Annotated in this window: 16 protein-coding genes; 5 read left to right on the top strand and 11 right to left on the bottom strand. The window is 64.1% G+C overall.

What is annotated here, in order from left to right; all coding sequences use genetic code 11:
- The first annotated feature begins 3 nt into the window (after positions 1–3).
- Entirely contained in the window at positions 4–1,278 is a 1,275-nt protein-coding gene (locus LB558_RS17775; protein ID WP_224698882.1) for an FGGY-family carbohydrate kinase, read from the top strand.
- Positions 1,275–2,126: a TIGR01459 family HAD-type hydrolase gene (locus tag LB558_RS17770; protein ID WP_224698759.1), complete on the top strand. Its 852-nt coding sequence runs from the start codon at positions 1,275–1,277 to the stop codon at positions 2,124–2,126. Before LB558_RS17775 ends, LB558_RS17770 begins: the two co-directional genes overlap by 4 nt.
- Here LB558_RS17770 and LB558_RS17765 read toward each other — a convergent pair.
- Positions 2,113–3,123, bottom strand: coding sequence for a sugar-binding transcriptional regulator (locus tag LB558_RS17765; protein WP_127269653.1), 1,011 nt, complete (start codon positions 3,121–3,123; stop codon positions 2,113–2,115). The genes LB558_RS17770 and LB558_RS17765 overlap by 14 nt on opposite strands.
- 159 nt (positions 3,124–3,282) lie before the next feature.
- Here LB558_RS17765 and LB558_RS17760 point away from each other — a divergent pair, with 159 nt between their 5' ends.
- On the top strand, positions 3,283–4,086 hold the full coding sequence (locus LB558_RS17760; RefSeq protein ID WP_224698758.1) for a hypothetical protein: 804 nt from the start codon (positions 3,283–3,285) through the stop codon (positions 4,084–4,086).
- A 13-nt stretch (positions 4,087–4,099) separates the two neighbouring features.
- On the opposite strand, the gene ptsP is transcribed toward LB558_RS17760, so the two are convergent.
- The 5 genes from ptsP to LB558_RS17735 all read right to left on the bottom strand — a co-directional run bounded on the left by ptsP (position 4,100) and on the right by LB558_RS17735 (position 8,929).
- On the bottom strand, positions 4,100–6,079 hold the full coding sequence (gene ptsP / locus LB558_RS17755) for a phosphoenolpyruvate--protein phosphotransferase (protein WP_224698757.1): 1,980 nt from the start codon (positions 6,077–6,079) through the stop codon (positions 4,100–4,102).
- Positions 6,080–6,135: 56 nt separating this feature from the next.
- Entirely contained in the window at positions 6,136–6,516 is a 381-nt protein-coding gene (locus LB558_RS17750; protein ID WP_013529330.1) for a PTS glucitol/sorbitol transporter subunit IIA, read from the bottom strand.
- Positions 6,517–6,623: 107 nt separating this feature from the next.
- Entirely contained in the window at positions 6,624–7,625 is a 1,002-nt protein-coding gene (locus LB558_RS17745) for a PTS glucitol/sorbitol transporter subunit IIB (RefSeq protein ID WP_224698756.1), read from the bottom strand.
- 16 nt (positions 7,626–7,641) lie between these two features.
- The gene (locus LB558_RS17740) at positions 7,642–8,403 is read right to left on the bottom strand and encodes a PTS glucitol/sorbitol transporter subunit IIC (RefSeq protein WP_013529328.1); all 762 of its coding nucleotides are present in this window, start codon (positions 8,401–8,403) and stop codon (positions 7,642–7,644) included.
- Positions 8,404–8,491: 88 nt separating this feature from the next.
- Positions 8,492–8,929 (bottom strand): transcriptional regulator GutM, encoded by a 438-nt coding sequence (locus tag LB558_RS17735; RefSeq protein ID WP_013529327.1) that lies wholly within the window; start codon positions 8,927–8,929, stop codon positions 8,492–8,494.
- 195 nt (positions 8,930–9,124) lie between these two features.
- On the opposite strand from LB558_RS17735, the gene LB558_RS17730 reads away from it, so the two are divergent.
- On the top strand, positions 9,125–9,766 hold the full coding sequence (locus tag LB558_RS17730; protein ID WP_027162939.1) for a hypothetical protein: 642 nt from the start codon (positions 9,125–9,127) through the stop codon (positions 9,764–9,766).
- Positions 9,767–9,860: 94 nt separating this feature from the next.
- A complete protein-coding gene (locus LB558_RS17725; protein WP_224698755.1) occupies positions 9,861–10,535 on the top strand; it encodes an HAD family hydrolase in 675 nt (224 codons plus the stop codon).
- Here the strand turns inward: LB558_RS17725 and LB558_RS17720 are convergent.
- From LB558_RS17720 to LB558_RS17700, 5 genes are all read right to left on the bottom strand, one after another.
- Positions 10,532–11,707, bottom strand: coding sequence for a DUF930 domain-containing protein (locus tag LB558_RS17720; RefSeq protein ID WP_224698754.1), 1,176 nt, complete (start codon positions 11,705–11,707; stop codon positions 10,532–10,534). The genes LB558_RS17725 and LB558_RS17720 overlap by 4 nt on opposite strands.
- Before the next feature lie 163 nt (positions 11,708–11,870).
- The gene (locus tag LB558_RS17715; RefSeq protein WP_224698753.1) at positions 11,871–12,629 is read right to left on the bottom strand and encodes a 5'/3'-nucleotidase SurE; all 759 of its coding nucleotides are present in this window, start codon (positions 12,627–12,629) and stop codon (positions 11,871–11,873) included.
- Positions 12,626–13,792 (bottom strand): MBL fold metallo-hydrolase, encoded by a 1,167-nt coding sequence (locus tag LB558_RS17710; protein ID WP_224698752.1) that lies wholly within the window; start codon positions 13,790–13,792, stop codon positions 12,626–12,628. The genes LB558_RS17715 and LB558_RS17710 overlap by 4 nt, the downstream gene beginning before the upstream one ends.
- Positions 13,792–14,871 (bottom strand): ABC transporter ATP-binding protein, encoded by a 1,080-nt coding sequence (locus LB558_RS17705; RefSeq protein ID WP_224698751.1) that lies wholly within the window; start codon positions 14,869–14,871, stop codon positions 13,792–13,794. Before LB558_RS17705 ends, LB558_RS17710 begins: the two co-directional genes overlap by 1 nt.
- Positions 14,859–16,562 carry an ABC transporter permease gene (locus tag LB558_RS17700; protein ID WP_224698750.1) on the bottom strand — a complete coding sequence of 568 codons (1,704 nt, stop codon included), beginning with the start codon at positions 16,560–16,562 and terminating at the stop codon, positions 14,859–14,861. The genes LB558_RS17705 and LB558_RS17700 overlap by 13 nt, the downstream gene beginning before the upstream one ends.
- Positions 16,563–16,637: the final 75 nt, after the last annotated feature.

Raw genomic sequence — 16,637 nt, 5'->3', positions numbered from 1 at the left:
GACATGATGCCACTTGTCATCGGCATCGACATCGGCACATCCGGTGCGCGCGCCGTCGCCATGCGCCCGGATTTTTCCATAGCCGGGCATTCGGCCGTTCCACTCGACAGGTTTGGCCGCGATGGCCGAGCCCCCACGGCGTGGTGGCAAGCGGTCAAGGCGGTCCTGACGGAGCTGCTATCCGGCATCGACCGCACGGCGGTCCGCGCCATCGCCGTCGACGGCACCTCCGGCACGCTGCTGCCGGTCGACGCCGCCGGGCGGCCGCTGGCCGAACCGCTGATGTACAACGACAAGGTCGATGACGACGACATCCTGGCCGCGATCGCCCGCATCGCGCCGGCTGCAAGTGCCGCGCACGGAGCGACATCCGGCCTCGCCAAGGCCCTGCGCTTCCAGCATCTGCCGGGCATTGCAATGGTGCTGCATCAGGCCGACTGGATTGCCGGGAACTTCTCCGGCCGCTTCGACGTCAGCGACGAGAACAATGCCCTGAAGACAGGCTATGATGTCGAGGCCCGCCGCTGGCCGGAATGGATCGCGGCGACCGGAATGCGCGTGGAGTTGCTGCCGCGCGCGGTCGAACCGGGCGAAGTCACCGGTGCCCTCACCGCGGAAGCCGGGGTACTGTTCGGCTTGCCGCGCGATGTGGCCGTTGTCGCCGGCACCACGGATGGCTGCGCCTCGTTCCTGGCGACCGGTGCTGCCGCGATCGGCGACGGCGTCACCGCGCTGGGATCCTCGCTGACCATCAAGATCCTGTCCGACCGGCCGATTTCGGCGCCGCGCTTCGGCATCTACAGCCACCGGCTCGGCAACGCCTGGCTGGCTGGCGGTGCGTCGAATTCCGGCGGCAAGGTACTGGCTCAGTATTTTCCGCTCGCCCGTATCATCGAACTCAGCGCGACAATCGACCCGGAGACGGACACCGGCCTCGATTACTATCCGCTTCCCGCCATGGGCGAACGATTTCCGATCGCCGATCCGACGCTGCCGCCTCGCCTTGCGCCCCGGCCGGCGGACGACGCCGATTATCTGAAAGCGATGTTCGAAGGCATCGCCGCGATCGAAGCGCTCGGCTATGACAGACTTGCCGAACTCGGCGCGCCCGCGCTGATATCGGTCAGGAGCGTCGGAGGCGGGGCAGCGAACCCAGCCTGGACGGCAATCCGGCGGCGCAGGCTCGGGGTCGATTTCCTGCCCGCGCTTTCCGACGAGGCCGCCGCCGGCACGGCGCGGCTGGCGTTGATGGGTGCAAGCCGGGCAGGACTCCTATGAGCGCGAAAACGATCGAACGTCTCGACGGCATCGGGCCGCTGGCGGAGCGCTATAATGTGTTCCTGCTCGACCAGTTCGGCGTGCTGCATGACGGCACGCGGCCCTATCCAGGCGCGGTGGCGGCGTTATCGGCGCTGAAGCGCGCCGGCAAGACGGTGGTGCTGGTTTCGAACTCCGGCAGGCGGGCACAACCCAATGAAAGCCGGCTCATAAAACTCGGCTTCGAAGCGGGAAGCTGGGATCATTTCGTTTCTTCCGGCGAGGTGGCGTGGCGATCCTTCAGGGACATGGCGGCGTCGGGGAAGTTGCGCCCGGGGACAAAATGCCTGCTGGTCAGCCGTGAAGGCGACCGCTCCGCGATCGAAGGCCTGCCATTTGTGCTGACCGGGTCCGGCGATGAGGCCGAGCTGGTGCTGATCGCGGCCAGCGAGGGTGATCGCTACGAACTCGACCATTATCACAGGCTGTTTGCCCCGGCGGCAGCGCGGCGAGTGCCGTGCTTCTGCACCAATCCCGACACCATCATGCTGACGGCCAAAGGCCCTCGCTTCGGCGCCGGCCGTCTTGCCGATCTCTACGAAAGCCTGGGCGGCAGCGTTACCCGCATCGGCAAGCCCGACAAGGCGATTTTCGAAGCCGCGCTGGCGCTGGCCGGCGAGCCGGCCCGTGGCGCCGTGGTCTGCGTCGGCGACAGCGTCGAGCACGACATATCGGGAGGAAACAGGGCCTGCATCCCCACGGCGTTGGTGCTGAGCGGAATACTGGCGGACACACCGGATCTCGCCGCTGTCTTCGACGAACAGCAGGCCTGGCCGGACTACATCATGGACAGCTTCAGCTTCCGCTGACCGCCTCCAGCATGCGCCGCGCGCTCTCCTCGTCGGTGATCAGGATGGTTGGGGCGATGAGGGTCATGGCGCCGAGCAGCGCTTCGGTTTTCTCCTCGCCACCGGAGGTGAGGATACGGATCGGCGCCTTGCGCAGACGGTCGACATCCACCGACATCACGTGGCTGTTGACGGGATGGTCGACCAGATCGCCGTTGCGGTCGAAGAAATGGAACAGGAGGTCACCCACGGCGCCACGCGCAAGCAGGGCCTCCCGATCCGCCTCCTTGAGGAAACCGCCACGAGAGAAGGTGGTAGCCGAGGCGATCCCGCCGACGCTCAGCAGAACGGCATCGAGCACGTCGGCCATTTCGAAAATCTCCTGCAGGCCGCAGCGCTCGATCAGTGCGATCTTGGTCTCGACGCTGTCGACGACCGCTGGTGTCGGCATCAGATAGCCGTCGCCCTGGAATATCTGAGCAAACCGCCAGGCGAACTCGGCTGGGTTGACCCGGCGCACGACGCCGACACCGCCAAGCAGCGAAATCACCTTGAAGTCGGTGAGCGACTTGGCGCTGATGAAGGGCAGGCTCGAGAACAGCGTCTGCCCCCAGCCGACGCCGACCCGCATGCCGGACTTCATCGTGTCCGACAGGAAACTGCCGGTCTTGGCGCTGATCGCTGGTATGGGATCGGCATTGGGTGCCGAAAGCGGCGCCACCAGCGCCTGCTGCAGCCCGAACGTCTTCTCCAGCGCGCGCTCAAGCCGCACGATCTCCGACAATTCGCTCTCGATGGTGATCTTCACTTCGTTGCGCGCCCGGGCATCCGCCAGCATGCGCACGATGGTGACGCGACCGACGCCGAGCACGTCGGCGATCTCGTTCTGCGTCATCTGTTCGACGAAATACATCCAGGCGGCGCGAATCCTGAGGCGATCCGTCCGGCTTTCGCTGGCGACCTGCTCGGTTGCCTCGCCTCGACCGTCTTCGCTTTCGCCCTGTCGTCGTCTGCCCAAGTCTGTCTCTCCCCCTGCGGCGAGGGACGAGCGCGCCGCCGCCGATTCTGCATGCTGGTCTAGTATCGCCTATTGATCTACCAATCGATAGGAACAATGTAGAGAGTGGCGGCTGCCCCGGTTGGCGGCTATCCGCAGCAAATTTCAAGGCGACCCGCGATGCTCCGACAAATCTCCGAAGATGTCCGCGTCAATCTGAAGGACCGGCTGCGGGAAGTCCGCGAAATCATCCGCCAGAGCCGCCATGACGGCAGCGGCGATGCCAGCATCCTGCGCGAAGCAACCAGCCATCTGCCGCCGTTTCCAGGCAAGGGCATCGAAGGCCTGCTCAGCCATGCCGCGAGTGCCGTCGACGAAGCGCTGTCGATCGCTGAAGCTTTCGTCCCGCATGAGCGCCCGATCAAGGTGGACGGCACGACGGTAAAGGGCCTCGGCACCTATTTCCCGATCGGCAATGAGGATCGCCAACTGAGCGCGGAGCGCTTGTTCCGGCGCGATATGTATTATCTGACCAAGGCGGTGCTTGCCGGCCTGAACATTGACAATGCCCGCATCCACGAAGCCGATTTCGCGGCCGTCCATGCCACGATGCGCAAGCGGCATGGCGACCTGCTGGCCGCGTTGGCCACGCCAGGTGCTGGGCTGCAGGCTATCGCGGCCATCTGTTCGGCGCTGCTGGTCGAATGCCTCGGCCAGCGTCCGGTCCGCTTTGCCGAAACCGTGCCGGAAACGCCGGCGGTGGTGGGCGGCCGGGCGCTTGACATAAGCTGCCTGGCACCGCTCGCTTTGGCCTGCGGCCTGGCGACCACTGGCAGGGACGGCGCGCCGGAGCCGGATATGCTGGAGATCGCGATCCTGGCGGCGGATATCCGCCACGACCGCATCGTTCAGGCCTGCGCCAAGGCAAACCCGATCGCTGAATTGACACCGGTGTTCGCCACCCTGCTTGCCCATCTGCCGTAGTTAGCCGCCTGGGCTAGCCTTCAGCGGCCATGGCCATGATCGCTTTCTTGGCGCGCTGGATGGAAGCCGGGCTCATCGAGAGTTCGGTCAGCCCCATCTTCACGAAGGTCGCAATGAGATCCGGACGGCCGGCCGCCTCGCCGCACATGCCGACCATGATACCGGCGGCGACGCCGGCTTTTGCCGTCATTTCGATCGCCGACATGACGGCTGGATTGGTGACGTCGTTGAGCTTGGCGACGGTCGGATTGAGCCGGTCGGCGGCCATGATGTACTGGGTCAGATCGTTGGTGCCGATCGAGAAGAAGGCGACCTCCTTGGCTAGCGCCGCGGCGATCAGCACGGCGGCCGGGGTTTCGATCATGACGCCGAGATCGAATGACGCGTGCGGCACGCCTTCGGCTTTCAGCTCGGCCGTGCATTCGTCAACCAGCACGCGCGTCTGCCTGACCTCCGAGATGTCGGACACCATCGGCAGCATCACCTTGATGTTGCCGTGCACGGCTGCGCGCAGCAGCGCCCGCAGTTGGCGCTTGAAGATGTCGGGCCGGTCGAGACACATGCGGATGCCGCGCCAGCCGAGGAAGGGGTTTTCCTCGTCGGGAAATTCGATGCCGGCGATCGGCTTGTCGCCGCCGATGTCGAGCGTGCGCACAATGACCGGATAAGGCGCAAAAGCCTTGGCCAGCGCCGTATAGGTCTCGGCCTGCATGTCTTCCGAGGGCAGATGCATATGGCGCATGAACAGAAGCTCGGTGCGGAACAGGCCTATGCCCATAGCACCAGCCTCCAGTGCCGCCTCGATTTCCTCAAGTGAGCCGATATTGGCCGCGACCTCGATGATCCTGCCGTCGGCGAGCTTCGGCGTCACCGTCTTGAAGATGGTCAAGCCGGCGCGCTCCTTTGCCGCCGCTTCGACGCGGCCGGCGAAATCGGCACGGGTCGCCTCGTCGGGGTCGATGATCACATGGCCGGCATTGCCGTCGAGTGCTACGTCTTGCGCGGTGCGCAAGGCATTGACTTGGCCGCCGAGGCCGAGCACTGCCGGAATGCCGTGCGAGCGCGCGATGATGGCGATGTGCGAGGTGGCGCCGCCATGGCCGCACACCACGCCGCCGATACGCTTCAGCGGCGCGCGTGCCAGATCCCAGGCGCCGATGTTGTCGGCGATCAGGATAGCGCCTTCGGGGATGTTTTCGAGGCTGAAATCGTCCTGCCCGAGCAACACGAGGCAGATTTGCCGCCCGACCGCATGAACGTCATCCGCCCGCGCGTTGAGATAGTGATCGTCGACCGCGCTGAATTCGGCGGCAATGGTGGAGGCGGCGGTGATGACGGCGGAGACCGCGTCATTGCCGCCCTTGATCAGGCCCTCGGCCTCACCAGTCAGGCTGTCGTCGGCGGCAATGTCCCTGAGTGCGGCGACGATGCCGCGGTCTCCAGCCGACAGGCTGTCCTGCGCCAACGCATGATCCATGCGAGCCTGCACCGCGCCGACAGCCATACGGAACCTGTCGATCTCGCCTTCTATCTCCTCGGCCTGCAACATGCGGCCCTGTCCGGCGATATCGGGTGGGAAATGCGCAAAGGCCGGGCCGATGGCGAAACCTTCGCTGGCGGCCACGCCACGCAGGCGGTTTGCCCCGTCAGGTGCCGCTGGCGCCGATCCGGGCGCGGGTGCCGCTTCCTGCCCGGCATCGTTCGCCGGGCTCTGCGCTTCCGCTTCATCATCGAGGCCAGCCCGCGGATTCTCGAGATAGCCGATCAGCGCCTCGAGCGCCTCGATGGCATCGGCGCCATTCGCCCGCACCGTGACTTCCTGGTTCTCCTTGACCGCCAGCAGCATCAGCTTGACCGAACTCTTGGCGCTGACCGCCTTGCCGTCCTTGACCAGTTCGACGTCGGATTCGAAGCCCTTGGCGAGCTTCACGAACCGCGTCGCGGGGCGGGCGTGCAAACCTTCATGCACTCTGACGATGGTCGAGCGTTCCATGGCAAATACTCTGGTTTTGGGCGCCGCTTCCAACATAGGCCGCGGCGCGAATGCTGTCAGGCGGCGATGGTGATGATCGCGCCGGTCTTCAGGGCGGCCACGAGCGCTTGCGGGTCGACTTGCGATGCACAGATCTCGCCCGGCCTCTCGGCCTCGGTAGCGCCGTTGAACGAAATGACGACATGACCCATTTCCAGCACCTTGCTCCACGCGCTGGAGCCGACCGCTGTGATAACAGCGGCAACCGGGCCGAGGGTGATCGAAGCGCCCTTGGCGGGCGCTCCGTCACTTGGTCCCTGCTCCGCCTTGTGGAGCACCGAAACCTCGGCAAGCTCCGGCGGCGAGCCATCCGCAAACAGGATGACCACGCCCCCTTCAGCAAGGTCCGCCACTTCGGGGCCGATGGCAGTGACCCGTGTTCTCAGCAGAACCGTCATATGGCGAACCTCATTTTCTCAATTTTTCTAGAGCGGTGAACCGCTCTATCTCTTTGTTTTGGCTCAATTTCCAAGGGAAAGCATTACGCGCTTTTCCCGGAATTGCCTTAGAACACGATCAGGCTGACGACCCAGGCGATCAGCACCGAGACCGGGCCCATGATCTGGCGGCTGATGAGCACCGCCGGAACGCCGATCTCGATCGTCTTCGGCTTGGCCTCACCGAGCGCCAGGCCGACGGGGACGAAGTCGCAGCCCACCTGGGTATTGTAGGCAAACAGCGCCGGCAGTGCCATCGCCGGCGAAATCGTGCCGTTGGCGATCTGCGGGCCGATGATGGCGACGCCGATGACCTGCGCGATGACAGCCCCTGGCCCGAGGATGGGCGACAGGAACGGCAGGCCACAGATCGCCGAGATGATCAGCAGGCCGACGATGTTGTTGGCCAGCGGGCCCATCGGCTGCGCCAGCACATCGCCGATGCCGGTATACAGGATCAGACCGATCAGCATGGTCACGAAGGCCATGAACGGCAGCACGTTGCGGATGACCTGATCGATGGTGCGGCGGCCGGCATTGAAGAAGATGCCGACGATACGTCCCATGACGCGGCCGATCGTGCTGATGAGGCCGATCAGCCCGCCTTCGCTCGGCAGCGGCTGTGGTGCCGCGGCCGCATTGCTGCTCGAACTCATCGCTGCTGCTCCCCCTGCAGTCGTGATCGTTTCGGATCCGTCCGCCATTGTGATGTTGGCCGGCTTCACGCCCGAAACGTAGATGTCCTCGGTGATGAACTGGGCCAGCGGCCCGGATTGACCGACCGGCGTCAGATTGACGGTCGGGATACGCTTGCGCGGATAGACGCCGCATCGTGCGGTGCCGCCGCAGTCGACGACAACAACCGCCATCTCGCTTTCGATCGGCGGCGCCCTAAAGCCGTCGACGGCTTCGGCGCCGGTCATGTCGGCGATAAGCTGCGCCACCGGGTGAATGCCACCACCGGTGACGGAAACCACCTTGCTGCGCTGTTCGGTCGGCTCGATGATGAGCGGGCCACCCCAGCCGGTTTTGCCCTGGGAGATCTTTACGGCTTTATATGTCTTGGCCATGATGTCCTCCCCGCCCTTACAGCTCGACGCCCTGGCGGCGTGCCATGATAGCGGTGATGCGTTCGGTCAGCATGCCCTTGAGCAGGATGACGACGAGGCCGACGATGGCGTACCAGATCGCCACCTTGACGTGGTAGCCGGCGACGACGACGCCCTTCTTTTCCAGCTCCAGCAGCGCGACGAGAATGCCGCCCCAAACGAAGTATTCGCCGGGATTGATGTGCGGGAACAGGCCGAGCGGCGGGTGCACATAGGACACGGCCGCGTCATAGAAGGCCGGCTTGTGCTTTTCTTCCAGGAACGATCCGAACGTATAGGCCATCGGATTGGTGAGGAAGAACACCGCCAGCAGCGGCAACAGCGTGTAGCGCGTCAGCGCGATCCGGCCGGCGCCGCGCGCCAGGCCGTGCACGCGCTCTTCGCCGACCAGTTCTGTGACGGCATAGAAAGCCGTCATCAGCACCACCAGCGTCGGAATGATGCCGGTGACGAAGCCAGCGAAGACCTCGCCGCCCTTCTGGAAGATGCCGATGAAGTACTTGCCGATGGCGGTCAGCCAGCCGAGCTGCTCTTCCTGCTGGACGTCCTTCAGCTTTTCCTTGAACTGATCGACGGTGATCGGTCCGCTGTCCGCTTGTGCGAGGACAACGAGATGGTCGGAGGCATGCTCGACAGCGAGCTTGCCATGCAATGCGGCATCCGAGACCATGGCACCTGCGACATGCAGATTGTGCACGGCCATGTCGGCATGCTGCGCCAACAACGAAAATACAGACATTTCTCCTCCTTATGCCACCCGCCGGTTGATCCCAGTCGGTGCGCGGCGTCCTCTATCCCTTTGATTCAGAGCCCGAAATCATCCGGCTCTAAGCCCTTGCTACGTTCAAACCGGACAGGCCCGGCTTCTTCCCCGGCTCCGACCGTGTTTTGTCGATCTGCTCGATCGCCCGTTTCACGGCCTCGGCCACACCGGGTTCCCCCTCCCCCATGATTGCAGGGTTGGACCGGAGTCGATCGAGGGGAACACCCTCGAATTCTTCATGTCTTTTGAACTTGGTGAAGACGGAACGGCCGCTCATCACCATCAGGCGGCGCACGACCAGATCAGGTGTCACCACGACGAGCGCGATGGTGCCCTTGGCCAACCGACCGCGAAAATTGCCGGCTCCGACGAAGCCATCCTTGTACTGGTCGGTGACGCCCCTGAAGACATCCGAATAGTGCCGCATCTGCAGCCAGACGCCGAGCGACTGCAGCGCCCACACAATAACCAGCAGAAGCAGTCCCCACTGCCAAATCGCCATTCGGTTCTCCTCCCGAAGCCTCAGTTGACCCGCACTTTGGACCAGCGCGTGACAACAGCAAAGTGAGAACATTTGTTTCCGAGAATGTCAATATGTATGATATTGGCCTCGGCTGCGGTCATCCACAGGGACGCTGACCGATTTCGGCCGTGGCGCCGTTGTGCTAGGCTGACCGGGAAACAGGATACGAGGAAGATGGATCTGCCCTTCAGGGACGAACTGGCCTTGATGCCCGATCTTCGCCATCGGCTGCGGCAGTTGCGCTGGTTCCGCGCCACCTTTCGCGGCAGCGCGAAGGTGGTCTCGGACACGTTCGGCGTGCGCTTCGAGATCGACGAGGCCAAGCTCACCAGAGCCTTTCTCGACTGGGTCGAGATCATGGAGGCGCAGAAGCGCTTCGCCGCGATCGACCGCGCCGACTTCATCGTCTTTGCCGCCGGCCTCGTGCTGCGCGAACTGATAAAACAGGCGCCGGCCAGGGAAATCTCCGGCCTCACGCAGCTGATCGAGACGGAAACGAACGCCGGCACGCTGGAAATCGTCCGCTTCTGGCCGGAGGGTTTCCTCTACACCAACTACTGCGTCTCGGTGATTTCGGCGATCCACGAGCAGGAATTCGGCACGGCACCCGGCATCGACAAATGCGCCGACGATTTGCGCACATGGTGGTCCTATCGCGAGAATGTGACCGAGATGCCGGCCTATGCGGTGGCTTTCCTCGACCGCTTTCTCGGCGCCGAACCGAACTGGATCACCCCGGATCGCGCCCAGTCCCGGCAAGCCATGCAACGGGCGCTCGGGTCTTCCCGTGCGAGCGATGCGTTGCGCCAGCTTTGAGCCCGCTCTTCGCGCCCCCAAAACGCACGCGCTATTGAACATTTGACTTTTTGCCGATAGCGATGTGCGAAAATGGACTCGAGAGGGGAAACGCGTGGCGCAACCAAGGCCTATTATTTTCGATTGCGACGGCGTCCTTGTCGACAGCGAGCCTCTGGCCGCCCGCGCCTATGAGCGCGTCTACGAAAAGCACGGCATGCCCGGTGTCAACACCAGCATCATCGCCCAATGCATCGGCATGAAGCAGTCCGATATCATCGCCAGGATCAAGGATTTGACCGGCCACCAGTTTCCGGCGGCGGCGGACGGCGACATCTGGGCCGAGACCAAGGTGCTGTTCTCGCAGGAATTGAAGCCGACACCGGGAATCATTGCGTTTCTCGAGACGCTCGCGGGCGACCGCTGTGTCGCCTCGTCCTCCTCCGTCGAGCGCATAAACCACAGCCTTGCCGTGACCGGACTGACGCGTTTCTTCGGCGATGCGATCTACAGCTCATCGATGGTCAAGAACGGTAAGCCCGCGCCGGACATCTTCCTCTTCGCGGCGGACAAGATCGGCGCCAATCCCGTTGACTGCATCGTCATCGAGGACTCGCCCTTCGGCATCCAGGGCGCGGTCGCCGCAGGCATGACCGCGATCGGCTACACCGGTGGCGGCCATACCTATGCAGAGCACGCCGCTCGGCTGACGGCTGCCGGTGCCGATTCCGTCTGCGCCGACTGGCAAGAAGTCAGCCGGCAATTGTTCGGGCTTGGCGTGCCGGCCTAATTCAGCGGATACTTGGTGAATCCACGACCGGCCCATTCGCCAGCCGGGACCAATGATCCCACACGGAAGTTGAAGGATAGGACCCTCGTCGCATCAGGGTCGACTTCACACCGGAAGTTTAGATTGTACCAGGTGTTTCTGGTGCTGAAGGCCGCCTGGGCGGGATTGAGAACATTGCCTTTGTCCAGCGTGATGGTTGGTACCCATTTGACCGTATAGTCGGCACCTTGCAGTTCCCGGCTTAGAACATTGCCGCAAAGGGTGGCCACGCGCTGACCGCGCGGCACATTCTCCATGGAGCTTGTAGCGAACGCATTGCCGGTTGCCCCCTGCGAGTAAAGCTTTCTGACGCCCGGAAGGCCGGAATAGATCGGCGATCCTGCAACGTCGTTGTTGGTGGGATTTGACCTTCCAGCATTCCCGATCGGCGCTTTGAAAGCTCTTGCGGGTTTGAACGTCATTGTCTTGGCAGGTTTGGGTTTGGGCTTTGCCTTTGCAGTCGAGGCTGGAGGCGCCGGCTTATCACCGGTCTCAGCCGCCAATGGCTTTGGCGCCACGGCGGCTTGCTTTTCGGCGGGTTGCGGTGCGGGTTCTTGTTTGTCCGGCTGCTGTTTGTCAGTGTCCTCGGTCGCCTGCTTCTCCTCGCCTTGCACGGGCGTTTCGTCCGGCGCAACGGTGGCCGGCTTCTCGTCAGGCTTGCTGGGCTCCGCCTTCTGCTGTGGCGTTGCAGCCGGGGCGGGCTGGGTCGGCGTGGGTGTCGGTGCTACAGGCGGCTTCGCCGCCTCATCCTTGGCCGGCGACGGCGTGTTGGGTTTAGCGCTGCTTCCGTCGAGCGATTTCTCCGGCCCGGTATCTTTCTGGCCGTACTGGAAGACGCGCTTCAGAACTTGGTCGTCTGGCGATTTCGGCGGTTCCGGAGGCGGCTTTTGTTCAGGCGGCTTTTCAGCCTTCTTTTCAGGTGTCGGTTCCGGTGGCTTTGGAGCAGGTTTCGGCTTGGGCTTCTCGGGTGGCGGCACGATCGCGACATTGACGGGTTGGTCCTGCTGAACCGGCTGCTGCTCGGGTCTCGGCAGGCCATAGACCAGAAACGCCGCGATGAGCGCATGCAGGATCAGCGATGCGGGCAAAGCCCACAGCAGATGCCGCCGCCGTTCTCCTGTCTCGCCCTTCATCCTCACCGATGTGGAATGAAATGGCGGCGGCTTCAAGCATAGGTAGTGGATTGGCTTGATTTAACCGCTGACAGGTTGGTGATCGGATGACGACGCGCAGACCAGCGCCTGTGAGGTATGGCGCGACTCAAACCAGCTCTACAATCCGATTGAAGACCTGAGGTCAGCCAGCTTGCCGCTGGCGCAGGATCCCGTCCAGAAACCGTTCGTCCAGCCGCGTCTCGCCAAACCAGTTCAGCCGGTTGATGCTGATGAAGCCGGCATCGATCGCCTCGTTCTCGTCGCCCGGCTGGCTCTCATGAGCCCGACCGCGCGGCACGGTGATGACCGTGCGATCGCCATCGCTTTCCAAGATCTCGGCCTTGCGGGCGATCTTGTCGCGGCCGATGCGCGGTTGGCGGATTTCGGCCGGCAGCGAGGTCGGCAGGTTGATGCTCAGCCAATGCCCCTCAGCGGCCCAGTCGGCGCGCGAGTGCCACAATAAAGTGATCAGCGCGCCAAGCCATTGGTCGTCGCCATCGGTGAAATCAGGATTTTTCACGCGTGAGAAGCCGATGGCTGGAACGCCCCAGAAAGTCGCCTCCCGCGCAATGCCGAGCGTGCCGGAATAGGCAAGGTCCTCGGCAACGTTGCGGCCATCGTTGACGCCGGACAGCACAAGGCCCGGTTTCTCGGAATCGGCAAACAGCCAGGTCATAGCGCTTACCACGCAATCGGCCGGGGTGCCGGAACAGGAGTACCAGTTCGGTTTCACGCGCCGCATGGTCAACGGCCTGGCAATCGTCAATGACGAGCCGGCAGCGGTGCGCTTGCCGTCGGGCGCGATCACCCAGATATCGTCGCTCAACGCGCTGGCCGCATTGACCAGACGGGCAAGCCCCGGCGCTTCGATGCCGTCGTCGTTGCAGATCAGAATTCTCATCGTTTTCCTGCCTCCGAAACCACTATGCGCTGGCCGGTGCGGCATTGCGTTCGCAGCGACGGGATGTAGGTTTGCAGATCGCCGAGAAGGTCCGGCGTGCAGGAATGACCGAGTGCGGCGGGATGGCCGGCCTTCCCCCAGATGTCGACATTGCCCGGCAGCGTCGGATGGGTCGGCATGCGCACCCAGTCCGCCCGGCCGGCCTTGTGCAACAGATCGCCCGGCGAGCCTGACGGCAGATGGCCGGTAAGCAGCACCGGAAAACCGAAATGGTCGGCACACGGCAAGAGGCGCGACGATGGGCCGGCTTCACCCATGCCGTCATCCGCCAGCAACGGCATTGGCGGCAGGGGATCGGCATCGGTCCAGTCGGCTGCTTCCTGCAAGCGGCGGCGCAGCAACGCTGAAACGCCCGGCAACAAGGCTGCCGTGGCGTCGATCTGCGCTTGCAGCGACGAACGCATGCCGGCATGGATGGCGAACGGCCCAGGCAAGGCCGCGATCAGTTCCAGCGACCGACCCGAGAGCGGGGTCGGCAAAAGGCACCCGTCCGAATGCCTCGCAACCCACTGCGAGATTTCACGCGCACGCGCCGTCCCCGGCACCGGATCGGCGCCGTAGGACGCATCGAGAACAAGCAGGTCGCAGTGGGGGATCGTGTCCATGACGAAGACATTGCTGTCCGGCACCACATCGGCGGAATAGGCGACGCGGCTCTCGCCGTCGTCCACGGCAAACCAGGCGCCGCCCACGACATGCCCGGAGCGTCCCGTCCGGATCGTGAGGTTGCCGCTGTTCAATGTGTCGCCCGGCTCGAACAATTCGATGCGGTCTTCGGGAAAAGGGAACCGCCTGACATCCTCGGGCTCGGCATAGCCGGCGAGCGCGGCGGGCGCCTCGTCTCGGGTCTCGGCCGTCATGAAGATCGGACCGGCATAGCCGCGCGACAGCAGCCAGCTCAGCGCACCGATATGATCCTCATGCGCATGCGAGACGAACAGCGCGTCTATATCGGCAACCGACCCGTTCAGCACCGGATAATAGTCCGCGCCGGAGGCCCCGACCTTGATGCCGACGTCGAGCAGGATGCGATCGTTGCCGCTGCTGACAGCAAGGCTGGTGCGGCCCTTTTCGCCAAAGCCGCCGAGCAGATCGAGCATCATCACGATGCTCCCCCCGCCGCCGGGATCAGCCAGCCGGACCGTATCCGCAGACGCGCCTGGGCTCCGCTCTCCAGCACAACCGGGTCGGGCTGTTCGAAATGCAAGGTGAGGTCCGGACTGGTCGAAGGCGTGAATTCGATGCGCGCCGAGCCACCCTGGTAGATCACCCGCTTGACCATGCCATCGAAGCCGGGGCCGTCCGGCGACACGTCGAGATCGGCCGACCGGCAGCAGACCTTTGCCCCAGTTCGCGGCCGCTCGCCTGGTCGGCAGCGGACAACCAGTTCAGCGCCGAGAACCCGGACCTTGCAGTGCCCTCTTTCTTCCGCGCTCAACACATCCGCGGGCAGCAAAATGCCTTGCGAAATGAAGGACGCCACCATTTCATTTGCCGGCTCATGATAGAGTTCTCGCGGCGTCGCCAGCTGGGCAAGGCGCCCGCCATCCATCACCGCGATGCGGTCGGCCAGCGCCATCGCCTCGGCCTGATCATGGGTGATGTAGACTATGGTGGTGCCGGTGCGTTTGTGGAAGGACGCGAACTCGTCCTCCATCGAGGCCCTCAGATGCACATCGAGATTGGCCAGCGGCTCGTCGAACAGAACCAGCGAGGGCGCCGCGACTAGGCAGCGCGCCAATGCCACGCGCTGGCGCTGGCCGCCGGAAAGATTGGCCGGCCGACGCTCGCCCAGCCCTTGCAAATTGACCAGGGCGAGTGCGTCTTCAACCTTCCGGCGGGCGGCGACCTTGTCGAGCTTCGCCACTTTCAGCGAATAGCCGATGTTCTCGGCCACCGTCATATGCGGCCACAGCGCATAGTTCTGGAAGACGATGCCGACGCGCCGCTTTTCCGGCGCGACGCTGCCGCCCTTGCCCGACACGACCTCGCTGCCGATGCGGATTTCGCCTGAAGTCACTTTCTCGAATCCGGCCACCAGCCTCAGCAACGTCGTCTTGCCGCAGCCGGAAGGGCCGAGCACTGCCAGGAACTCGCCGTCGCCGACATCGATCGACACCTCCTTGACGGCATCGAAATTGGCGAAGCTCTTGGTCACATTGTCCAGGCTCAATCGCGCCATGGCAGCACTCCGGTCGGAAGGTAGGGGGCAAGCAGATTGGTCACCAGCATCAGCACGAAAGTGACCGCCACGGTGATGACGGACATCGCCGCCGCGTAGTTGGAATCGCCGCCCTGCTCGAAGGAGAACATCACCACGCCGATCGTTTCCGAGCCCGACGACCATAGCAGCGCCGAAACGGTGAGCTCGCTCAGCGCCGTCATGAAGATCAGCAGGCCGCCGGCGATCGCCGCCGGTGCCACCAAGGGAAAGATGATCGTGCGCATGCGCGTGAACAGCCCGGCGCCCGCCACCTGGGCAGCTTCCTCCAGCGCCCGGTCGATCTGGTGATAGCCGCTGATGGTTGGCCGCAATGCCAGCACCAGGAAGCGGGCGAGGTAGGCGTAGAGGATGATCCAGACGGTGTTGTAGAGCTGGATGCCGGTGAGCGGGATCGGCCGCAGGAACAGAAGCAGCGAGGCGATCGCCAGCACCACGCCGGGCAAGGCATAGGGCAGTTCGACCGACAGATTGAGCAGCCGCACCCAACGCTGCTTGCCCCAGGCGATCAGATAGCCGATCGGCACTGCGACCAGGACCGCGAAGAAGGCCGCGGTGATCGACAGCCAGAAGCTGTTGAAGAAGGCGCGGCTGGCGGCGTCATGCTCGAACAGCACGAAGCGATAATTATCGAGCGTCGCCGTCTTGGCGGTGAGCGCGATGCCGTAGCCCGGCACCAGCGATGTCAGAACCAGCCCGAACAGCGGCAGGAACAGCACGGCGATGATCAGCAGCCACATGCCGGCTTGCACGGCGTGCCGCCAGCGGCCGAGCTCATAGGGCTCGGCCGAAAGCGACGTGGAGCTGATGCGATAGTCGCGGCGGCGGCTCATGATCTCCTGGGCAAGGATGCCAGCCATGGCGATGATGCCGATCAGCACCGACAGGAACGCGGTTTCGCCGAGCACGGCAGGGCCGCCGCCGGCCAGCCGTTGATAGATCAAGGTCGGCAGCACGAGATAGTTGGCGGGAATGCCGAGAAAGGCTGGAATGCCGAAATTGCCGACGCAGGAGACGAAGGCGAGTGCGGCGGCCGCCATGATCGACGGCGTCATCAAGGGCAGCACAATGGTGACCAGCACGGTGAACCAGCCGGCGCCACCGGCCCGCGCCGCCTCGACCAGTTCGCGCGGCAGCTTGCGCAGGCCGGCGCGCACCAGCAGGAAGACCAGCGGCCCATACTGCACGCCGAGCAGCAGGATGATACCTGAAGTGGAATAGAGCGGGTTCCTGGTGCCAAGCGGGGGTGCCGCGCCGAACAGCTTGAGGAACGGACTTGCCGGGCCGAACAATTGCAGCCAGGCCAGCGCCGTCACCTGCGGCGCGATCATCAAGGGCATGACGTAGCAGAGCACCAGGGCGCTGCGGCCACGGATGTCGGTCAGGGTGACGAGGACGGCCACCAGCGTTCCCGACAGCACCGCAAGCAGGGTGCCGCCGATACCGACGGCCAGTGTGTGCCAGGTGGCGATCCAGGTCGCCGGACTGGCGAGCCCCGCCTTTATCGCGACGGTCGACAGCGTGCCGCCGGGTGCCACGATCTCCTTGATCAGGCGCAGCATCGGCAGCAGCGAAAGCAGGACGATGACGATGGCTACCGCCGCCGTCAGGACCATTTCCTGGCCCCGGCTTTCCCTGATCCGTGTTGACATGATTGCGTTCCTGGGTCGATCAGCCGATGCGATCGGGGTTTTGCCCATCGGGGATGCCGCTGGGACGGCATCCCC

It is taken from the genome of Mesorhizobium sp. CO1-1-8, from assembly GCF_020164875.1.
Lineage (GTDB): Bacteria > Pseudomonadota > Alphaproteobacteria > Rhizobiales > Rhizobiaceae > Mesorhizobium.
This window is presented reverse-complemented; position numbering and strand designations above follow the sequence as displayed.

What these genes read in the sequence shown, in the direction of transcription:
- LB558_RS17775 (WP_224698882.1), top strand. Translation starts at nt 4, where the DNA reads ATGATGCCACTTGTCATCGGCATCGACATCGGCACATCCGGTGCGCGC.
- LB558_RS17770 (WP_224698759.1), top strand. Translation starts at nt 1,275, where the DNA reads ATGAGCGCGAAAACGATCGAACGTCTCGACGGCATCGGGCCGCTGGCG.
- LB558_RS17760 (WP_224698758.1), top strand. Translation starts at nt 3,283, where the DNA reads ATGCTCCGACAAATCTCCGAAGATGTCCGCGTCAATCTGAAGGACCGG.
- ptsP (WP_224698757.1), bottom strand. Translation starts at nt 6,079, where the DNA reads ATGGAACGCTCGACCATCGTCAGAGTGCATGAAGGTTTGCACGCCCGC.
- LB558_RS17750 (WP_013529330.1), bottom strand. Translation starts at nt 6,516, where the DNA reads ATGACGGTTCTGCTGAGAACACGGGTCACTGCCATCGGCCCCGAAGTG.
- LB558_RS17745 (WP_224698756.1), bottom strand. Translation starts at nt 7,625, where the DNA reads ATGGCCAAGACATATAAAGCCGTAAAGATCTCCCAGGGCAAAACCGGC.
- LB558_RS17740 (WP_013529328.1), bottom strand. Translation starts at nt 8,403, where the DNA reads ATGTCTGTATTTTCGTTGTTGGCGCAGCATGCCGACATGGCCGTGCAC.
- LB558_RS17735 (WP_013529327.1), bottom strand. Translation starts at nt 8,929, where the DNA reads ATGGCGATTTGGCAGTGGGGACTGCTTCTGCTGGTTATTGTGTGGGCG.
- LB558_RS17730 (WP_027162939.1), top strand. Translation starts at nt 9,125, where the DNA reads ATGGATCTGCCCTTCAGGGACGAACTGGCCTTGATGCCCGATCTTCGC.
- LB558_RS17720 (WP_224698754.1), bottom strand. Translation starts at nt 11,707, where the DNA reads ATGAAGGGCGAGACAGGAGAACGGCGGCGGCATCTGCTGTGGGCTTTG.
- LB558_RS17715 (WP_224698753.1), bottom strand. Translation starts at nt 12,629, where the DNA reads ATGAGAATTCTGATCTGCAACGACGACGGCATCGAAGCGCCGGGGCTT.
- LB558_RS17710 (WP_224698752.1), bottom strand. Translation starts at nt 13,792, where the DNA reads ATGATGCTCGATCTGCTCGGCGGCTTTGGCGAAAAGGGCCGCACCAGC.
- LB558_RS17705 (WP_224698751.1), bottom strand. Translation starts at nt 14,871, where the DNA reads ATGGCGCGATTGAGCCTGGACAATGTGACCAAGAGCTTCGCCAATTTC.
- LB558_RS17700 (WP_224698750.1), bottom strand. Translation starts at nt 16,562, where the DNA reads ATGTCAACACGGATCAGGGAAAGCCGGGGCCAGGAAATGGTCCTGACG.